At 32.6% G+C, this 17405-nt stretch carries 12 protein-coding genes and 1 pseudogene; 12 read left to right on the plus strand and 1 reads right to left on the minus strand.

Annotation, left to right across the window (positions count from 1 at the left end):
* The first annotated feature begins 204 nt into the window (after nucleotides 1–204).
* The 3 genes from ML436_05390 (at nucleotide 205) to pheT (ending at nucleotide 4785) form a co-directional block, all read left to right on the plus strand.
* Entirely contained in the window at nucleotides 205–945 is a 741-nt protein-coding gene (locus ML436_05390) for an RNA methyltransferase (GenBank protein UMT79168.1), read from the plus strand.
* Between the two features lie 379 nt (nucleotides 946–1324).
* Nucleotides 1325–2383, plus strand: a complete 1059-nt coding sequence (gene pheS, locus ML436_05395; GenBank protein ID UMT79169.1) for a phenylalanine--tRNA ligase subunit alpha — start codon at nucleotides 1325–1327, stop codon at nucleotides 2381–2383.
* A complete protein-coding gene (gene pheT, locus ML436_05400) occupies nucleotides 2383–4785 on the plus strand; it encodes a phenylalanine--tRNA ligase subunit beta (GenBank protein ID UMT79170.1) in 2403 nt (800 codons plus the stop codon). Before pheS ends, pheT begins: the two co-directional genes overlap by 1 nt.
* Nucleotides 4786–4916: 131 nt before the next feature.
* Here the strand turns inward: pheT and rnhC are convergent, their stop codons facing one another.
* Entirely contained in the window at nucleotides 4917–5855 is a 939-nt protein-coding gene (rnhC, locus tag ML436_05405; protein ID UMT79171.1) for a ribonuclease HIII, read from the minus strand.
* A 378-nt stretch (nucleotides 5856–6233) separates the two neighbouring features.
* Here rnhC and zapA point away from each other — a divergent pair.
* The 9 genes and pseudogenes from zapA to sdhB all read left to right on the plus strand — a co-directional run bounded on the left by zapA (nucleotide 6234) and on the right by sdhB (nucleotide 17331).
* Nucleotides 6234–6493: pseudogene (gene zapA, locus ML436_05410) on the plus strand (cell division protein ZapA).
* 7 nt (nucleotides 6494–6500) lie between these two features.
* Complete coding sequence (locus ML436_05415; GenBank protein ID UMT79172.1) at nucleotides 6501–7022, plus strand: CvpA family protein; 522 nt, start codon at nucleotides 6501–6503, stop codon at nucleotides 7020–7022.
* Between the two features lie 72 nt (nucleotides 7023–7094).
* Nucleotides 7095–8807, plus strand: coding sequence for a DNA polymerase/3'-5' exonuclease PolX (gene polX / locus ML436_05420; protein ID UMT79173.1), 1713 nt, complete (start codon nucleotides 7095–7097; stop codon nucleotides 8805–8807).
* A gap of 9 nt (nucleotides 8808–8816) precedes the next feature.
* Nucleotides 8817–11165: an endonuclease MutS2 gene (locus ML436_05425; protein ID UMT79174.1), complete on the plus strand. Its 2349-nt coding sequence runs from the start codon at nucleotides 8817–8819 to the stop codon at nucleotides 11163–11165.
* Between the two features lie 172 nt (nucleotides 11166–11337).
* The gene (trxA, locus tag ML436_05430) at nucleotides 11338–11652 is read left to right on the plus strand and encodes a thioredoxin (GenBank protein UMT79175.1); all 315 of its coding nucleotides are present in this window, start codon (nucleotides 11338–11340) and stop codon (nucleotides 11650–11652) included.
* 325 nt (nucleotides 11653–11977) lie between these two features.
* Complete coding sequence (uvrC, locus tag ML436_05435; GenBank protein ID UMT79176.1) at nucleotides 11978–13759, plus strand: excinuclease ABC subunit UvrC; 1782 nt, start codon at nucleotides 11978–11980, stop codon at nucleotides 13757–13759.
* 324 nt (nucleotides 13760–14083) lie between these two features.
* Nucleotides 14084–14698: a succinate dehydrogenase cytochrome b558 subunit gene (locus ML436_05440; protein UMT79177.1), complete on the plus strand. Its 615-nt coding sequence runs from the start codon at nucleotides 14084–14086 to the stop codon at nucleotides 14696–14698.
* 51 nt (nucleotides 14699–14749) lie between these two features.
* Nucleotides 14750–16516: a succinate dehydrogenase flavoprotein subunit gene (sdhA, locus tag ML436_05445; GenBank protein ID UMT79178.1), complete on the plus strand. Its 1767-nt coding sequence runs from the start codon at nucleotides 14750–14752 to the stop codon at nucleotides 16514–16516.
* Nucleotides 16516–17331 carry a succinate dehydrogenase iron-sulfur subunit gene (sdhB, locus tag ML436_05450; GenBank protein ID UMT79179.1) on the plus strand — a complete coding sequence of 272 codons (816 nt, stop codon included), beginning with the start codon at nucleotides 16516–16518 and terminating at the stop codon, nucleotides 17329–17331. The genes sdhA and sdhB overlap by 1 nt, the downstream gene beginning before the upstream one ends.
* Nucleotides 17332–17405: the final 74 nt, after the last annotated feature.

Raw genomic sequence — 17405 nt, forward strand, 5'->3', positions numbered from 1 at the left:
TTTGATTTATTTTAATGAAGAATAGAAATAATAATGATATTTTAAGGTGTATGATTTATAGTAGTAGTATCGATAAAAGAAATTTATAAATTTGAAATATTAAGAGTGTTAAAATTGATGAATTAATATCAATAATACGATCAAATGCATTGATCCAATTAATAATCGATATTTCGATTTTTAAAATTAAGCGAGGAGCTACATATGGAACAAATAACTTCAGCACAAAATAATAGAATTAAGCAAGCGAATAAGCTGAAAAAGAAGCGTGAGCGAGATAAAACAGGATTAGCTTTAATTGAAGGTGTTCACTTAATTGAAGAAGCATATCAAAGTGATATCGTCATTACACAATTATTCGCGATTGAACCGGCTCGACTGAATCAAGAGATTATCGATTACGCGCAAGAAGTTTTTGAAATTAATATGAAAGTTGCTGAATCTCTATCAGGTACAGTAACACCACAAGGCTTTTTCGCAATCATTGAAAAGCCACAATATGATATTTCAAAAGCCCAACAAGTGTTATTAATCGATCGTGTTCAAGATCCTGGAAATTTAGGGACATTAATTAGAACAGCTGATGCGGCAGGGATAGATGCAGTAATCATGGAAAAAGGTACAACAGACCCATATCAAGATAAAGTTTTAAGAGCTAGCCAAGGTAGCATATTCCATTTACCTGTAATAACACAAGACCTTACTACATTTATTTCTCAATTTGATGGTCCTGTATATGGCACGGCTCTTGAAAATGCAGTAGCATATAAAGAAGTTTCTACAAGTAATTCATTTGCATTGCTATTAGGTAACGAGGGTGAAGGTGTTAATCCAGAGTTATTAGCACATACATCGCAAAATTTAATCATTCCAATTTATGGTAAAGCTGAAAGCTTAAATGTGGCAATCGCTGGTAGTATTCTACTTTATCATTTGAAAGGTTGACCGTGTTGAAAGTTTTCCGATATAATTGTAAGTAATTGTTTAACAGAACTTATCAACGTGATAGCATACACAATTGAATATAAACCAATAAAAAGGCATGGATATTTATACAAATAATTGTTTCAGGGAGAATGACCGAGACTGTAAGTTATTCCAATTATTTAAAGTCTTTTCACCTTTTTGGTTACTTAAAGAAATTTAAGTCGGAAAGACAATCCGTTATCAATATTAAACAAGTGTATGCGTAGGCATAAATTTGGGTGGTACCACGGAATTGACTTTCGTCCCTTATTTTTAAGAGGATGAAGGTCTTTTTTTAGTTAAACAACAAATATAAAAATTTGAAAATGAACAGTATAAATAGGGAGGTCAGTGGCATATGTCTGAACAACAAACAATGTCAGAGTTAAAACAACAAGCGCTTGTCGATATTAATGAAGCGAATGATGAACGTGCACTGCAAGAAGTTAAAGTGAAGTACTTAGGTAAAAAAGGATCAGTAAGTGGCTTAATGAAATTGATGAAAGATTTACCTAATGAAGAGAAGCCAGCTTTTGGTCAAAAGGTAAATGAATTACGTCAAACAATTCAAAATGAACTAGATGAAAGACAACAAATGCTAGTTAAAGAAAAGTTGAATAAGCAATTGGCTGAAGAAACAATTGATGTATCACTACCAGGTCGACACATTGAAATAGGTTCAAAACATCCATTAACACGAACAATTGAAGAAATTGAAGACTTATTCTTAGGGTTAGGTTATGAAATTGTTAATGGTTATGAAGTTGAACAAGACCATTATAACTTTGAGATGTTGAATTTACCTAAATCACATCCTGCTCGTGATATGCAAGATAGTTTCTATATTACTGATGAGATTTTACTACGTACTCATACATCGCCTGTTCAAGCCCGTACAATGGAATCTCGTAATGGCCAAGGTCCGGTTAAAATTATTTGTCCTGGTAAAGTGTATCGTCGTGACTCTGATGATGCAACACATAGTCATCAATTTACTCAAATTGAAGGCTTAGTTGTTGATAAAAATGTTAAGATGAGTGACTTAAAAGGTACATTAGAATTGCTAGCGAAAAAATTATTCGGTGCTGATCGTGAAATTCGTTTACGCCCAAGTTACTTCCCATTTACTGAGCCATCAGTTGAAGTAGATGTATCATGTTTCAAATGTAAAGGTAAAGGTTGCAATGTTTGTAAACACACTGGATGGATTGAAATTTTAGGTGCTGGTATGGTTCATCCTAACGTACTAGAAATGGCAGGATTTGATTCTACAGAATACTCAGGATTTGCATTTGGTATGGGGCCAGACCGTATTGCTATGTTGAAATATGGAATTGAAGATATTCGTCATTTCTATACAAATGATGTGAGATTTTTAGATCAATTTAAAGCAGTAGAAGATAGAGGTGACATGTAATGTTGATATCAAACGAATGGTTAAAAGAATATGTAACAGTAAATGATTCTGTTACTAATTTAGCAGAACGTATTACACGTACAGGAATAGAAGTAGATGATTTAATAGACTACACTAAAGATATTAAAAACTTAGTAATAGGTTATGTTGAGTCAAAAACAAAGCATCCAGATGCTGATAAATTAAATGTTTGTCAAGTAGATATCGGAGAGGGAGAACCTGTACAAATTGTATGTGGTGCACCAAATGTTGATGCAGGACAATATGTCATTGTTGCAAAAGTTGGTGGCAGATTACCAGGTGGTATTAAAATTAAACGCGCCAAATTACGTGGTGAGCGTTCAGAAGGTATGATTTGTTCACTTCAAGAAATTGGTATCTCTAGTAATTACGTACCTAAAAATTATGAATCTGGCATTTACGTTTTTAATGATAAACAAGTTCCAGGATCAGATGCATTGGAAGCTTTATATTTAAATGACCAAGTAATGGAATTTGATTTAACACCAAACAGAGCTGATGCATTAAGTATGATTGGTACTGCGTATGAAGTTGCTGCATTATATAATACAAAAATGACGAAGCCAGAGTCAGCATCAAATGAGCTTGATGTATCTGCAAATGATGAATTGACTGTGAAGATTGAAAATGAAGAAAAAGTACCATATTATAGTGCACGTGTTGTTCATGATGTCACAATTGCGCCTTCACCAATATGGATGCAAGCAAGACTGATAAAAGCTGGTATCCGTCCGATTAATAATGTTGTCGATATTTCTAACTATGTACTATTAGAATACGGTCAACCATTACACATGTTTGATCAAGATGCGATAGGATCACAACAAATCATTGTACGTCAAGCTAATGAAGGCGAAAAAATGACAACCTTAGATAATACAGAGCGTGAATTATTAACAAGTGATATCGTTATTACTAACGGTCAGACACCGATTGCTTTAGCAGGTGTAATGGGTGGCGATTTCTCTGAAGTTAAAGATCACACGACTAATATTGTTGTTGAAGGTGCAATTTTTGACCCTGTTTCAATTCGTCATACTTCAAGACGTTTAAATTTACGAAGTGAGTCATCAAGTCGTTTTGAAAAAGGTATTGCGACAGAATTTGTAAACGAAGCCGTTGACAGAGCGTGTTATTTATTACAAACATACGCAAACGGCAAAGTATTAAAAGATACTGTGGCTTCTGGAAATCTAGGTGATTTAATTACACCTATCGATATTACTGCTGAAAAAATTAATCGCACAATCGGATTCGATTTGACTCAAAGTGATATTGTAACTATTTTTAATCAATTAGGATTTGAAACTAATTTGAATGATGATGTGATTACTGTAAACGTGCCATCACGTCGTAAAGATATTACGATTAAAGAAGATTTAATTGAAGAAGTTGCACGTATTTATGGCTATGATGACATTCCTTCAACATTACCAGTCTTTGATAAAGTAACGAGTGGTCAGTTAACGGATCGTCAATATAAAACAAGAATGGTTAAAGAAGTCTTAGAAGGTGCTGGATTAGATCAAGCGATTACTTATTCATTAGTATCGAAAGAAAATGCAACAGCATTTGCGATGCAACAACGTGAAACAATTGATTTATTAATGCCTATGAGTGAGGCGCATGCTTCACTACGACAAAGTTTATTACCACATTTGATTGAAGCGGCTTCTTATAATGTGGCGCGTAAAAATAAAGATGTAAAATTATTTGAAATTGGAAATGTCTTCTTTGCAAATAGTGTAGGAGAATTACCAGATCAAGTTGAATATTTGAGTGGTATTTTAACTGGTGATTATGTTGTGAATCAATGGCAAGGTAAGAAAGAGGTTGTTGATTTCTATTTAGCGAAGGGTGTTGTAGATCGAGTAGCTGAAAAATTAAACCTTGTGTTTGAATATCGTAGAGCAAATATTGATGGTTTGCATCCAGGCCGCACTGCTGAAATATTATTAGATAATGAAGTAGTTGGTTTTATCGGTGAATTGCATCCTACTTTAGCTGCTGAAAATGACTTGAAACGCACATATGTTTTTGAATTGAATTTTGATGTGTTAATGTCAGTATCAGTTGGTTACATTAACTATCAGCCTATACCTCGATTCCCAGGTATGTCTCGTGATATTGCTTTGGAAGTGGAACAAAATATTCCAGCAGCTGATTTATTAGCTACGATTCATGAACATGGTGGGAAAATTTTAAAAGATACACTTGTATTTGATGTTTATCAAGGTGACCATTTAGAAGCAGGTAAGAAATCTATTGCAATACGATTGAATTATTTAGATGTAGAGGAAACATTAACAGATGAACGTGTTTCTAAAGTACAAGATAAAATTGAAGCAGCTTTAATTGAGCAAGGTGCTGTTATAAGATAATAATAAAACCCCGTGGATTAGGATATCTGAAGTAGAAAGACATACCTAACATGGGGTTTTATCTTTGAACAAAGCAAATTAGTATGACTTACCTAATAGGAGAACTATTAGGTTCCGCAATAGATTAAAAATCAAAGAGGCTTTAAAATTTTTTGGGCTTTTTCACGGTTTTTGAAATGCTTTTTTGATATTGTATCTAATCGAGAAATGCCATATTTTTTAATTATTTTAGCAGCGACTAAATCTACTTTGGCACCGGCACCTTTAGGAATTGTCATATTAATATTTTTTGAAATTTGATCCATATATGTCACAAATGCATAGCGGGAAATAATACTTGCAACTGCTATCGCAAGTGACTTGGATTCGCCTTTAGTCTCAAACTTAGTCTGTTTTGGCAATGGGACTTCAGATAAAGCATAATGACTATATACTTCGCGTTTTGCAAATTGATCAATAACAATATAATCCAATTCAGAAGTCTCGATTTTATCGAGTACATTTTTTATCGCTTCATTATGTAGTACAGCTTTCATTTTTACTTGCGTCCAGCCTTTTGCTTGCTGAATATTGTATTTATCATTATGTAATGTCAGTAAAGAATGTGGAATAAAAGTGACTAATTGTTCGGCAAGTTCTACGATTTTAACATCGGTTAATTTTTTTGAATCGTCTACACCCAATGTTTTTAAAATAGGAATATGCTCTTTTGAAACATATGCAGCACATACTGTTAAAGGTCCAAAATAATCACCACTGCCAGCTTCATCACTTCCTATACAGTTATATTGGTTGTATTTTAAAGTAATATCATTATCAGTTTTGGAATTTGTCTTCTTGGAACTATTAGTTGTATTTACTTGTGAGAAATTTGGTAGTAGTTCTTTAGCGACAGTTTCTGCATTGTTACCTTGAAACATCACTTTACCTGAGTTGTAAATATTTATAGTCGTATTTTGAAATTTACTACGTGCTTTCATACCTTGAGGTAATTGTTCAGTATCAAACGATATGCGTGACATTAATGTTGCTATTTCTTTATCTGACAGTTTGAATACGATATTCGCCATTTGAATAAATCCTTTCATTTGAAATCTTAATCGTTAGCAAAAATTATCATATCATAAATGGTTAGCGTGTCAGAAACATTTTTATATGTTATAAAGAATTAATTGCTGATACTTACAAAATACATAGTGGTCATGTATAATGTTTATGAAAATGTTATAGTGACACAATTTAAATCATGATGAAGCATCGAATAATAATATCATTACTTCATTTTAAAAATTTAAAGTTGTAAATAAATATAAAAATCATCCAGTTATCTTTAAAGTTTGAGTTGTAATTTCAATTTAATAAAATTAATTAACAGCAAAATCAAACTTCGAAGTCATGCTTTATAACTTAAATTTAGTTTATAAATAAAGGATCAGGAGAAATATTAAATGGCACAGTTTAAAAATAAAGTAAACGTATCTATCAATGATCAGCTTTTTACTATAGTGGGGGAAGATAACCCAGAGCATATTCGTTATGTAGCACATTTAGTTGACGATAAAATTAAAGAATTAGGCTATAAAGCAGCAGGTTTAGATACTTCTAGAAAGGCAATTTTGACTGCTGTAAATATTATGCATGAAAAAGTATTATTAGAAGAAGAAAATCGTCGTTTAAAAAAACAAATTCATCAATTACAGAAGCGTGAACATTAAATGATCATCGATTTTATAATAATACTTATCTTTGTTTTCTTTGTAATCATTGGATTTAGACGTGGTTTTTGGCTTTCTTTAATACACTTTAGCGCGACAATTGTATCATTATGGATTGCTAATCAATTTTATAAATCAATTGTAGAACGATTAATTGTTTTTATTCCATATCCAAAAACAGCAGCATTCAGTACTAAATTTGCGTTTCATTTTAATCATCTACAATATCGATTTGAAGCGATTGTTGCATTTTTATTAATCGCATTACTATGCAAGTTCATTTTATATCTAATTATCGTAACTTTTGATAAAATAGTAGCGTATCAAAACATTCATATTTTCAGTCGTGCAATGGGTATGGTTGTAGGAGTATTAATGACGATATTATTTTTGAACTTTACTCTATACTTACTAGCATTGTACCCTAATGAAGCGTTACAACATCAACTCAAAATATCAATAGTGAGTCATTCGTTGATATATCACATACCGTATTTATCGGCATTCACAATCAATTTATAATTAATCATAAGAGGTCAGGACAAAGGTATATATTAAAGATACGTCCTGGTCTTCTTTTTATGGAGTGTTATTATGACAAAAAAAGATGTTATTAAATTATTAGAACAAATTGCAACTTATATGGAATTAAAAGGTGAAAATACCTTTAAAGTTTCTGCTTATAGAAAAGCGGCGCAAAGTCTCGAATTAGATGAACGTCCATTAGAAGATATTTCTGATGTAACGGAATTAAAAGGTATCGGCAAAGGTGTTGCAGAAGTTATTAATGATTATCGAAATACTGGAGAATCACAATATTTACAACAATTGCAGGAGGAAGTACCAGCAGGATTGATTTCTCTATTGAAGATTCAAGGACTTGGTAGTAAAAAGATTGCCAAATTATATAAAGAATTAAATATCGTTGATAAAGAAAGTTTACAGGTTGCTTGTGAAAACGGCAAAGTAAGTGAATTAAGTGGTTTTGCTAAAAAGACTGAGCAAAATATTTTAGAAGCTGTTAAGCAACTTGGTGCTAAAAAAGATAGTTATCCAATTGATCAAATGCGAAGACTTAATAAAGAAATTATTGATTATATAGATGCTTTAGAAGGCATTGATCAATATTCATCAGCTGGAAGTTTCCGACGTTATAAAGAAATGAGTAAAGATCTAGATTTTATTATTAGTACAAATAATCCAAAAGAAGTCCAACAACAATTGTTGGATATACCCAATAAAGTTAAAGAAGTTGCAGTTGGGAATACAAAGGTATCTTTAGAATTATCTTTTGACGATGAGACCATTGGTGTAGATTTCCGTTTAATTGAACCAAGTGCGTTTTATCATACATTGCAACATTTTACAGGTTCAAAAGAACATAATATTAGAATTAGACAACTTGCAAAAGCTCGGAATGAAAAAGTAAGTGAATATGGTATTGAACAAGCAGATGGTACGTTAATTCAATATGATAGTGAAGCAAAAATATATGAACATTTTAATGTGAATTTTATTCCGCCTGCTATGCGAGAAGATGGAAGCGAATTCGACAAAGATTTAAGTAATATCATCACTTTAGATGATATTAATGGAGATATTCATATGCATACAACGTACAGTGATGGTGCGTTTTCAATTCGTGATATGATAGAAGCAAATATTGCAAAAGGGTACGACTATATGGTAATTACAGACCATTCACAAAGTTTACGTGTAGCTAATGGCTTACAAGTAGAGAGACTTTTGCGACAAAATGAAGAAATTAAAGCGTTAAATAAAGAATATAAAGAGATTGATATTTATTCAGGTACAGAGATGGATATTTTACCTGATGGCTCACTTGATTATGATGATGAAATTCTAGCGCAATTAGATTATGTTATTGCAGCTATACACCAAAGTTTTAATCAATCAGAAGAACAAATTATGGAACGTTTAGCAAATGCATGTCGTAATCCTTATGTACGACATATTGCGCATCCAACAGGACGTATCATAGGCAGAAGAGAAGGTTATAAGCCAAATATTGAACAATTAGTATCGTTAGCTGAAGAAACTGACACAATTTTGGAAATTAATGCAAATCCGCATCGACTTGATTTAAATGCAGATATTGTTCGAAAATATCCAAATGTTAAATTAACTATTAATACAGATGCACATCATATAAATCATTTAGAATTTATGGCATATGGTGTGGCAACTGCACAAAAAGGCTTTGTTGCAAAGGATAGAGTTATAAACACATTATCTCGTGACGCCTTCAAAGAATTTATTGAAAATAATAAAAAACTTAAGAAATAGAGGGATTTTATGAGACAAAAAACATTAGACGTCTTAGAATTTGAAAAAATAAAATCACTCGTTGCCAATGAAACAATTAGTGACTTAGGCTTGGAAAAAGTAAATCAAATGACACCAGCGACTGATTATGAAACAGTTGTATTTCAAATGGAAGAAACTGATGAAATTGCACAAATTTATAATAAGCATCGATTGCCTAGTCTTAGTGGATTGTCAAAAGTATCAGCTTTAATTCATCGAGCAGACATTGGCGGCGTTTTAAATGTATCTGAACTCAACTTGATAAAACGATTAATTCAAGTGCAAAATCAATTCAAGACTTTTTATAACCAATTAGTTGAAGAAGATGAAGAAGTTAAATATGCTATTTTAGATGAAAAAATGAATCAATTACCAGTTTTGACAGAACTTTTTCAGCAAATTAATGAAACATGTGATACGTACGATTTATATGATAGTGCAAGTTATGAATTACAAGGAATTAGAAGTAAAATTTCGAGTACAAATCAACGTATTAAACAAAACTTAGATCGTATTGTTAAAAGCCAAGCAAATCAAAAAAAATTATCAGATGCTATTGTAACTGTGCGTAATGAAAGAAATGTTATACCTGTTAAAGCAGAGTATCGTCAAGACTTTAATGGTATTGTTCATGACCAATCAGCATCAGGTCAAACGTTATATATCGAACCTTCATCTGTTGTCGAAATGAATAATCAAATTAGTCGATTACGTCATGATGAAGCAATTGAAAAAGAACGTATTTTAACTCAATTAACTGGTAATGTTGCAGTTGAAAAAGATGCATTACTCATTGCAGAACAAGTTATGGGGCAATTAGACTTTTTAATAGCGAAAGCGAGATACAGTAGAAGTATTAAAGGGACTAAACCTATATTCAAAGAGGAACGCACTGTATATTTACCGAAAGCATACCATCCATTATTAAATCGTGAGACAGTCGTAGCTAACACGATTGAATTTATGGAAGATATTGAGACTGTAATTATTACAGGACCAAATACAGGTGGTAAAACAGTAACTTTAAAAACACTAGGTTTAATCATTATTATGGCACAATCTGGTTTGTTAATTCCGACACTAGATGGCAGTCAATTAAGTGTGTTTAAAAATGTATATTGTGATATTGGTGATGAGCAATCAATCGAACAATCGCTATCAACTTTTTCATCGCATATGACAAATATAGTTGAAATCTTAAAGCATGCAGATAAACATAGTTTGGTGTTATTTGATGAATTAGGTGCAGGTACAGATCCAAGTGAAGGTGCTGCCTTAGCAATGAGTATTTTAGACCATGTTAGAAAAATTGGATCACTTGTCATGGCAACGACGCACTATCCTGAACTTAAAGCATATAGTTATAATCGAGAAGGCGTTATGAATGCAAGTGTAGAATTTGATGTAGATACATTAAGTCCGACATATAAACTGTTAATGGGCGTACCCGGTCGTTCAAATGCTTTTGACATTTCTAAAAAGTTAGGCCTTAGTTTGAACATTATTAATAAGGCTAAGACGATGATTGGTACTGATGAAAAAGAAATAAATGAAATGATTGAATCATTAGAGCGTAATTATAAACGTGTAGAAACACAGCGATTAGAATTAGATCGACTTGTTAAGGAAGCGGAACAAGTACATGATGATTTATCTAAGCAATATCATCAATATCAAAATTATGAAAAGTCTTTAATTGAGGATGCTAAAGAAAAAGCGAATCAACGAATTAAAGCGGCAACAAAAGAAGCTGACGAAATTATTAAAGACTTAAGACAATTGCGTGAACAAAAAGGTGCAGATGTTAAAGAACATGAACTAATTGATAAGAAAAAACGACTAGATGATCATTATGAAGTGAAATCTATTAAGCAAAATGTTCAAAAACAAAAATACGATAAAATTGTCGCTGGTGATGAAGTAAAAGTATTGTCATATGGACAAAAAGGTGAAGTTTTAGAAATTGTTAATGATGACGAAGCAATTGTTCAAATGGGCATTATTAAAATGAAATTACCAATTGACGATTTAGAGAAAAAACAAAAAGAAAAAGTTAAACCAACAAAAATGGTTACACGTCAAAATCGACAAACAATTAAAACGGAACTTGATTTACGAGGCTATCGTTATGAAGATGCTTTGATGGAGTTAGATCAGTATCTTGATCAAGCAGTTTTAAGTAATTATGAACAAGTATATATTATTCACGGAAAAGGCACAGGCGCGCTTCAAAAAGGTGTACAACAACATTTGAAAAAGCATAAAAGTGTAAGTGATTTTAGAGGTGGTATGCCAAGTGAAGGTGGCTTCGGTGTTACTGTTGCAACATTAAAATAAATTATAGTTTGATAAATTAAATAGCTAAAGTTAAAATAATGTAAAGCAACAAGAATACATTTCAAACATGTTATTTGAAATAAGCATAAAAATTGAGCAAATAGAAATACATGAAGCATGATATCTGATATAATTTGAACATCATAACAATAATTAAGGAGGATTGGCATTTATGGCAATCGTAAAAGTAACTGATGCAGATTTTGATTCAAAAGTAGAATCTGGTGTACAATTAGTAGATTTTTGGGCAACATGGTGTGGTCCATGTAAAATGATCGCTCCAGTATTAGAAGAATTAGCAGCTGATTACGAAGGTAAAGCTGATATTTTAAAATTAGACGTTGATGAAAATCCATCAACAGCAGCTAAATATGAAGTGATGAGTATTCCAACATTAATCGTCTTCAAAGATGGTCAACCAGTTGATAAAGTTGTTGGTTTCCAACCAAAAGAAAACTTAGCTGAAGTTTTAGATAAACATTTATAAGTTACAACTAATGACGACTGGGGCATTCTTCTATGAATTGCTCCAGTTTTTATTTATGTGTTGTGATATATAATGTTAGATTTTTTAGAGAATAGCTGTTACTTTAATATGAATTGACTCCATTTAAAATTTACTTGATATACTTTGTGTTAAATAAATATCATTAAGTAGTATGTGGCGTAGTAATGTTTTACTGAGCGAATTGTTAATTAAATGATGCTTTGGTTTGAAAATGACATACTTATGGAGATTTTAAAAAGACTTTTAAAAATAGGCGTGACAATTATGGGGATATTTTTAGTTTTAAAGAGAAGGGGGGATATTTTTGGAAGACTATAAACAAGCAATAAAAAATAAATTGAATGTTGTACCGATGGAGCCGGGTTGCTATTTGATGAAAGATCGTAATAATCAAGTGATATATGTTGGAAAAGCTAAAAAGTTACGGAATCGGCTTAGATCATATTTTACTGGGGCACATGATGCTAAGACAACAAGACTTGTTGGTGAAATTCGACAATTTGAATTTATCGTTACATCAAGTGAAACTGAGTCATTATTACTTGAATTAAATCTAATCAAACAATACCAACCTAGATATAATATTTTATTAAAAGATGATAAAAGTTATCCATTCATTAAGATTACAAAAGAAAAATATCCTAGACTTCTTGTAACGAGAACGGTTAAACAAGGTAGCGGTAAATATTTTGGACCTTATCCGAATGCGTATTCTGCCCAAGAAACAAAAAAATTATTAGACAGAATATATCCATATCGCAAATGTGATAAGATGCCAGACAAATTATGTCTATATTATCATATTGGACAGTGCTTAGGACCTTGTGTTTATGATGTTGATTTGAGTAAATATGCACAAATGACAAAGGAAATAACAGACTTTCTTAATGGAGAAGATAAAACAATATTAAAAAGTTTAGAAGAACGTATGTTAAGTGCAAGTGAATCATTAGATTTTGAGCGTGCGAAAGAATATAGAGATTTAATTCAACATATTCAAAATTTAACTAACAAACAAAAAATTATGTCAACGGATAAAACGATTCGTGATGTATTTGGTTATAGCGTTGATAAAGGATGGATGTGTATTCAAGTATTCTTTATTCGACAAGGGAATATGATTAAACGTGATACAACTATGATTCCATTACAACAAACCGAAGAGGAAGAATTTTATACATTTATTGGTCAATTTTATAGCTTAAATCAACATATATTACCTAAAGAAGTTCATGTACCACGCAATTTAGATAAAGAAATGATTCAATCTGTTGTGGATACTAAAATTGTTCAACCTGCGAGAGGTCCTAAAAAAGAAATGGTAGATCTTGCAGCACATAATGCTAAAGTGTCGTTAAATAATAAATTTGAATTGATATCACGAGATGAGTCTAGAACAATCAAAGCTATTGAAGAACTTGGAACTCAAATGGGTATCCAAACGCCCATTAGAATTGAGGCATTTGATAACTCTAATATTCAAGGTGTGGATCCAGTTTCAGCGATGGTTACTTTCGTAGATGGTAAACCAGATAAGAAAAATTATAGAAAATATAAAATTAAAACGGTTCAAGGGCCTGATGATTATAAATCGATGCGTGAAGTAGTGAGACGTAGATATACACGTGTGTTAAATGAAGGATTGCCATTACCTGATTTAATTATTGTAGATGGTGGTAAAGGGCACATGAATGGGGTCATTGATGTATTACAAAATGAATTAGGTCTAGATATACCTGTAGCTGGATTACAAAAGAACGATAAACATCAGACATCCGAACTATTATATGGAACAAGTGCAGAAGTTGTTCCACTTAAGAAAAATAGCCAAGCATTTTATTTATTGCATCGAATTCAAGATGAAGTCCATAGATTCGCCATCACATTTCATAGACAAACACGTCAAAAGACTGGCTTAAAATCGATACTTGACGATATAGAAGGTATAGGTAGTAAACGTAAAACGCTATTGCTACGTACATTTGGATCTATTAAAAAAATGAAAGAAGCTTCACTTGAAGATTTTAAAAACATTGGAATTCCTGAAAATGTCGCCAAGAACTTACAAGAACAATTGCATAAATAAATTACAGGGCGTGAGAATCATTCTCATGCCCCAAAATATAAGAAATAATGTTACAATATGGTTAACAAAGTTATTTTTTTGAATGTGCGTGGAAGCGTTTTCTAAATGAGAAAGCTTATCATCCAATTGTAATTTTAAATATTAAATCCAAATTTTACATTGTTCGACATGCAGTTTGGTGATCGTCCAGTGTGTATTTGTCTTTAACATAATTACTTTAATGATAACAGCAACGTTAGAAATTTTAATCACTTTAGGGGTTTGGCGTACGTTTAATATAAATAGCTCAATAAATTAAATATTCGTTCACAGGGGGGACTCCTTTTGGCTCAATCAAAAAATGAATTTTATCTAAGACGTATACATTCGTTATTAGGTATTATCCCAATAGGTGCATTTTTGGTCGTTCATTTATTAGTGAACCACCAAGCAACACAAGGTGCTGAAGCGTTTAATAAAGCATCGAATTTCATGGAATCATTACCATTTCTAATTATTGTAGAATTTTTATTCATATATATTCCATTGTTATACCATGGTCTATTTGGAATACACATCGCGTTTACGGCAAAGGAAAATGTTGGACATTATTCAATTTTTAGAAACTGGATGTTCTTCTTCCAACGTGTAAGTGGTATCTTAACATTTATCTTTATTGGTATTCACTTATGGCAAACACGTTTACAAAAAGCATTTTATGGTAAAGAAGTGAATTACGATTTAATGCATGAAACGTTACAAAATCCATTTTGGGCAGCGTTTTATATTGTTTGTATTATTGCAGTTGTGTTCCACTTTGCAAATGGCTTATGGTCATTTTTAGTTACTTGGGGCGGGCTACAATCTCCAAAATCACAACGTGTATTTACATGGGTTTCATTAATCGTATTCTTAGTTATTTCGTATATTGGTGTTACTGCAATTATTGCCTTTATGTAATACATCGCATTTAACAAAAATAGATTGAAAATTTAGGGGAGTGACATTTTTATGGCAGAGAAACATCTTATTGTTGTCGGAGGTGGCCTAGCAGGCTTAATGTCAACAATTAAAGCGGCAGAAAAAGGTGCACATGTAGATTTGTTCTCAGTTGTACCAGTTAAACGTTCGCACTCTGTTTGTGCCCAAGGTGGCATTAATGGTGCGGTCAATACTAAAGGGGAAGGCGATTCTCCTTGGATTCACTTTGATGATACAGTTTATGGTGGAGACTTCCTTGCAAACCAACCACCTGTTAAAGCGATGACTGAGGCAGCACCAAAAATTATTCATTTATTAGACCGTATGGGCGTAATGTTCAATAGAACAAATGAAGGTCTTTTAGATTTTAGACGTTTTGGTGGTACGTTACACCACAGAACAGCATACGCAGGGGCAACAACTGGACAACAATTATTATATGCATTAGACGAACAAGTACGTGCATATGAAGTTGATGGATTAGTTACGAAGTACGAAGGTTGGGAATTCCTTGGCATAGTTAAAGGCGACGATGATACGGCAAGAGGTATTGTTGCACAAAATATGACAACTGCTGAAATCGAAACATTTGGTTCAGATGCTGTTATTATGGCAACTGGTGGACCAGGTATCATCTTTGGTAAAACGACGAATTCAATGATTAATACTGGTTCAGCAGCTTCAATCGTGTACCAACAAGGTGCGATTTATGCTAACGGTGAATTCATTCAAATCCATCCAACTGCGATTCCAGGAGATGATAAACTTCGTCTAATGAGTGAATCAGCACGTGGTGAAGGTGGACGTATTTGGACATATAAAGATGGTAAACCTTGGTACTTCTTAGAAGAGAAATATCCTGACTATGGTAACTTAGTACCTCGTGATATCGCGACACGTGAAATTTTCGATGTATGTATTAACCAAAAACTAGGTATCAATGGTGAAAACATGGTATACCTTGATTTATCACATAAAGATCCACATGAGCTAGATGTTAAATTAGGTGGTATCATTGAAATTTATGAAAAATTCACTGGTGATGATCCTCGTAAAGTACCAATGAAAATTTTCCCAGCTGTGCATTATTCAATGGGTGGGTTATACGTAGATTATGATCAAATGACTAATATTAAAGGTTTATTTGCAGCTGGTGAGTGTGATTTTTCTCAACATGGAGGAAACCGTTTAGGTGCCAACTCATTATTATCAGCAATCTATGGTGGTACAGTAGCAGGACCAAATGCGATCGATTATATTTCTAATATTGATCGATCATATACAGATATGGATGAGAGTATTTTTGAGGAACGTAAAGCTGAAGAACAGGAACGTTTTGATAAATTATTAGCTATGCGTGGTACTGAAAATGCATATAAATTACATCGTGAACTAGGTGAGATTATGACAGCTAATGTTACTGTAGTTCGTGAAAATGAAAAACTTTTAGAAACTGATAAAAAGATTGTTGAATTGATGAAACGTTATGAAAATATTGATATGGAAGATACTCAAACCTGGAGTAACCAAGCGGTATTCTTTACTCGTCAATTATGGAATATGTTAGTGCTTGCTCGTGTTATCACGATTGGTGCCTATAATCGTAACGAATCTAGAGGTGCACATTATAAACCTGAATTCCCAGAACGTAATGACGAAGAGTGGTTAAAAACAACAATGGCCTCATTCCAAGGTGCATTTGAAAAGCCACAATTTACTTATGATGACGTCGATGTGAGTTTAATACCACCACGTAAACGTGATTATACAAGTAAGTCTAAAGGGGGTAAAAAATAATGACTGAACAATCAGTAAAAGACACTCCACAACATGAAGTACAAAGTAAACCGAAACAAAAAACTGTAAAGTTAATTATTAAACGTCAAGATACAAGCGAATCTAAACCATATGAAGAAACGTTTGAAATTCCTTATCGTGAAAATTTAAATGTAATTGCGTGTTTAATGGAAATTAGACGTAACCCAGTCAATATTAATGGTGAAAAAACAACGCCAGTCGTATGGGACATGAACTGTCTTGAAGAAGTTTGTGGTGCATGTTCAATGGTTATTAATGGTCGTGCAAGACAATCATGTTCAGCGATTGTTGATCAATTAGAACAACCTATTCGTTTAGAGCCAATGAACACGTTCCCAGTTATTCGAGACTTACAAGTTGATCGTTCAAGAATGTTTGATAACTTGAAACGTATGAAAGCTTGGATTCCAATTGATGGTACTTATGATTTAGGTCCTGGACCACGTATGCCTGAGAAGAAACGTCAAACAGCATATGAATTATCGAAATGTATGACTTGTGGTGTATGTTTAGAAGTTTGCCCTAACGTAACTGAAAATAATAAATTCGTTGGTGCACAAGCAATTTCACAAGTACGTTTATTTAACTTACATCCAACTGGATCAATGACTAAAGATGAACGTTTAAACGCATTGATGGGTACGGGCGGTTTACAACAATGTGGTAATTCACAAAACTGTGTTAATGCTTGCCCTAAAGGTATTCCTTTAACAACATCAATTGCAGCGATGAACAGAGAAACAACTTTCCATATGTTTAAATCATTCTTTGGTTCTGATCATGAAGTAGAATAATAAATAAAATCCCTTTTGAGTTAGAAATGCTATGTTCCCTTCAAAACTAAATTGAATGGAAATACACAATAACT

This window comes from Staphylococcus roterodami, from assembly GCA_022493055.1.
GTDB lineage: Bacteria > Bacillota > Bacilli > Staphylococcales > Staphylococcaceae > Staphylococcus > Staphylococcus singaporensis.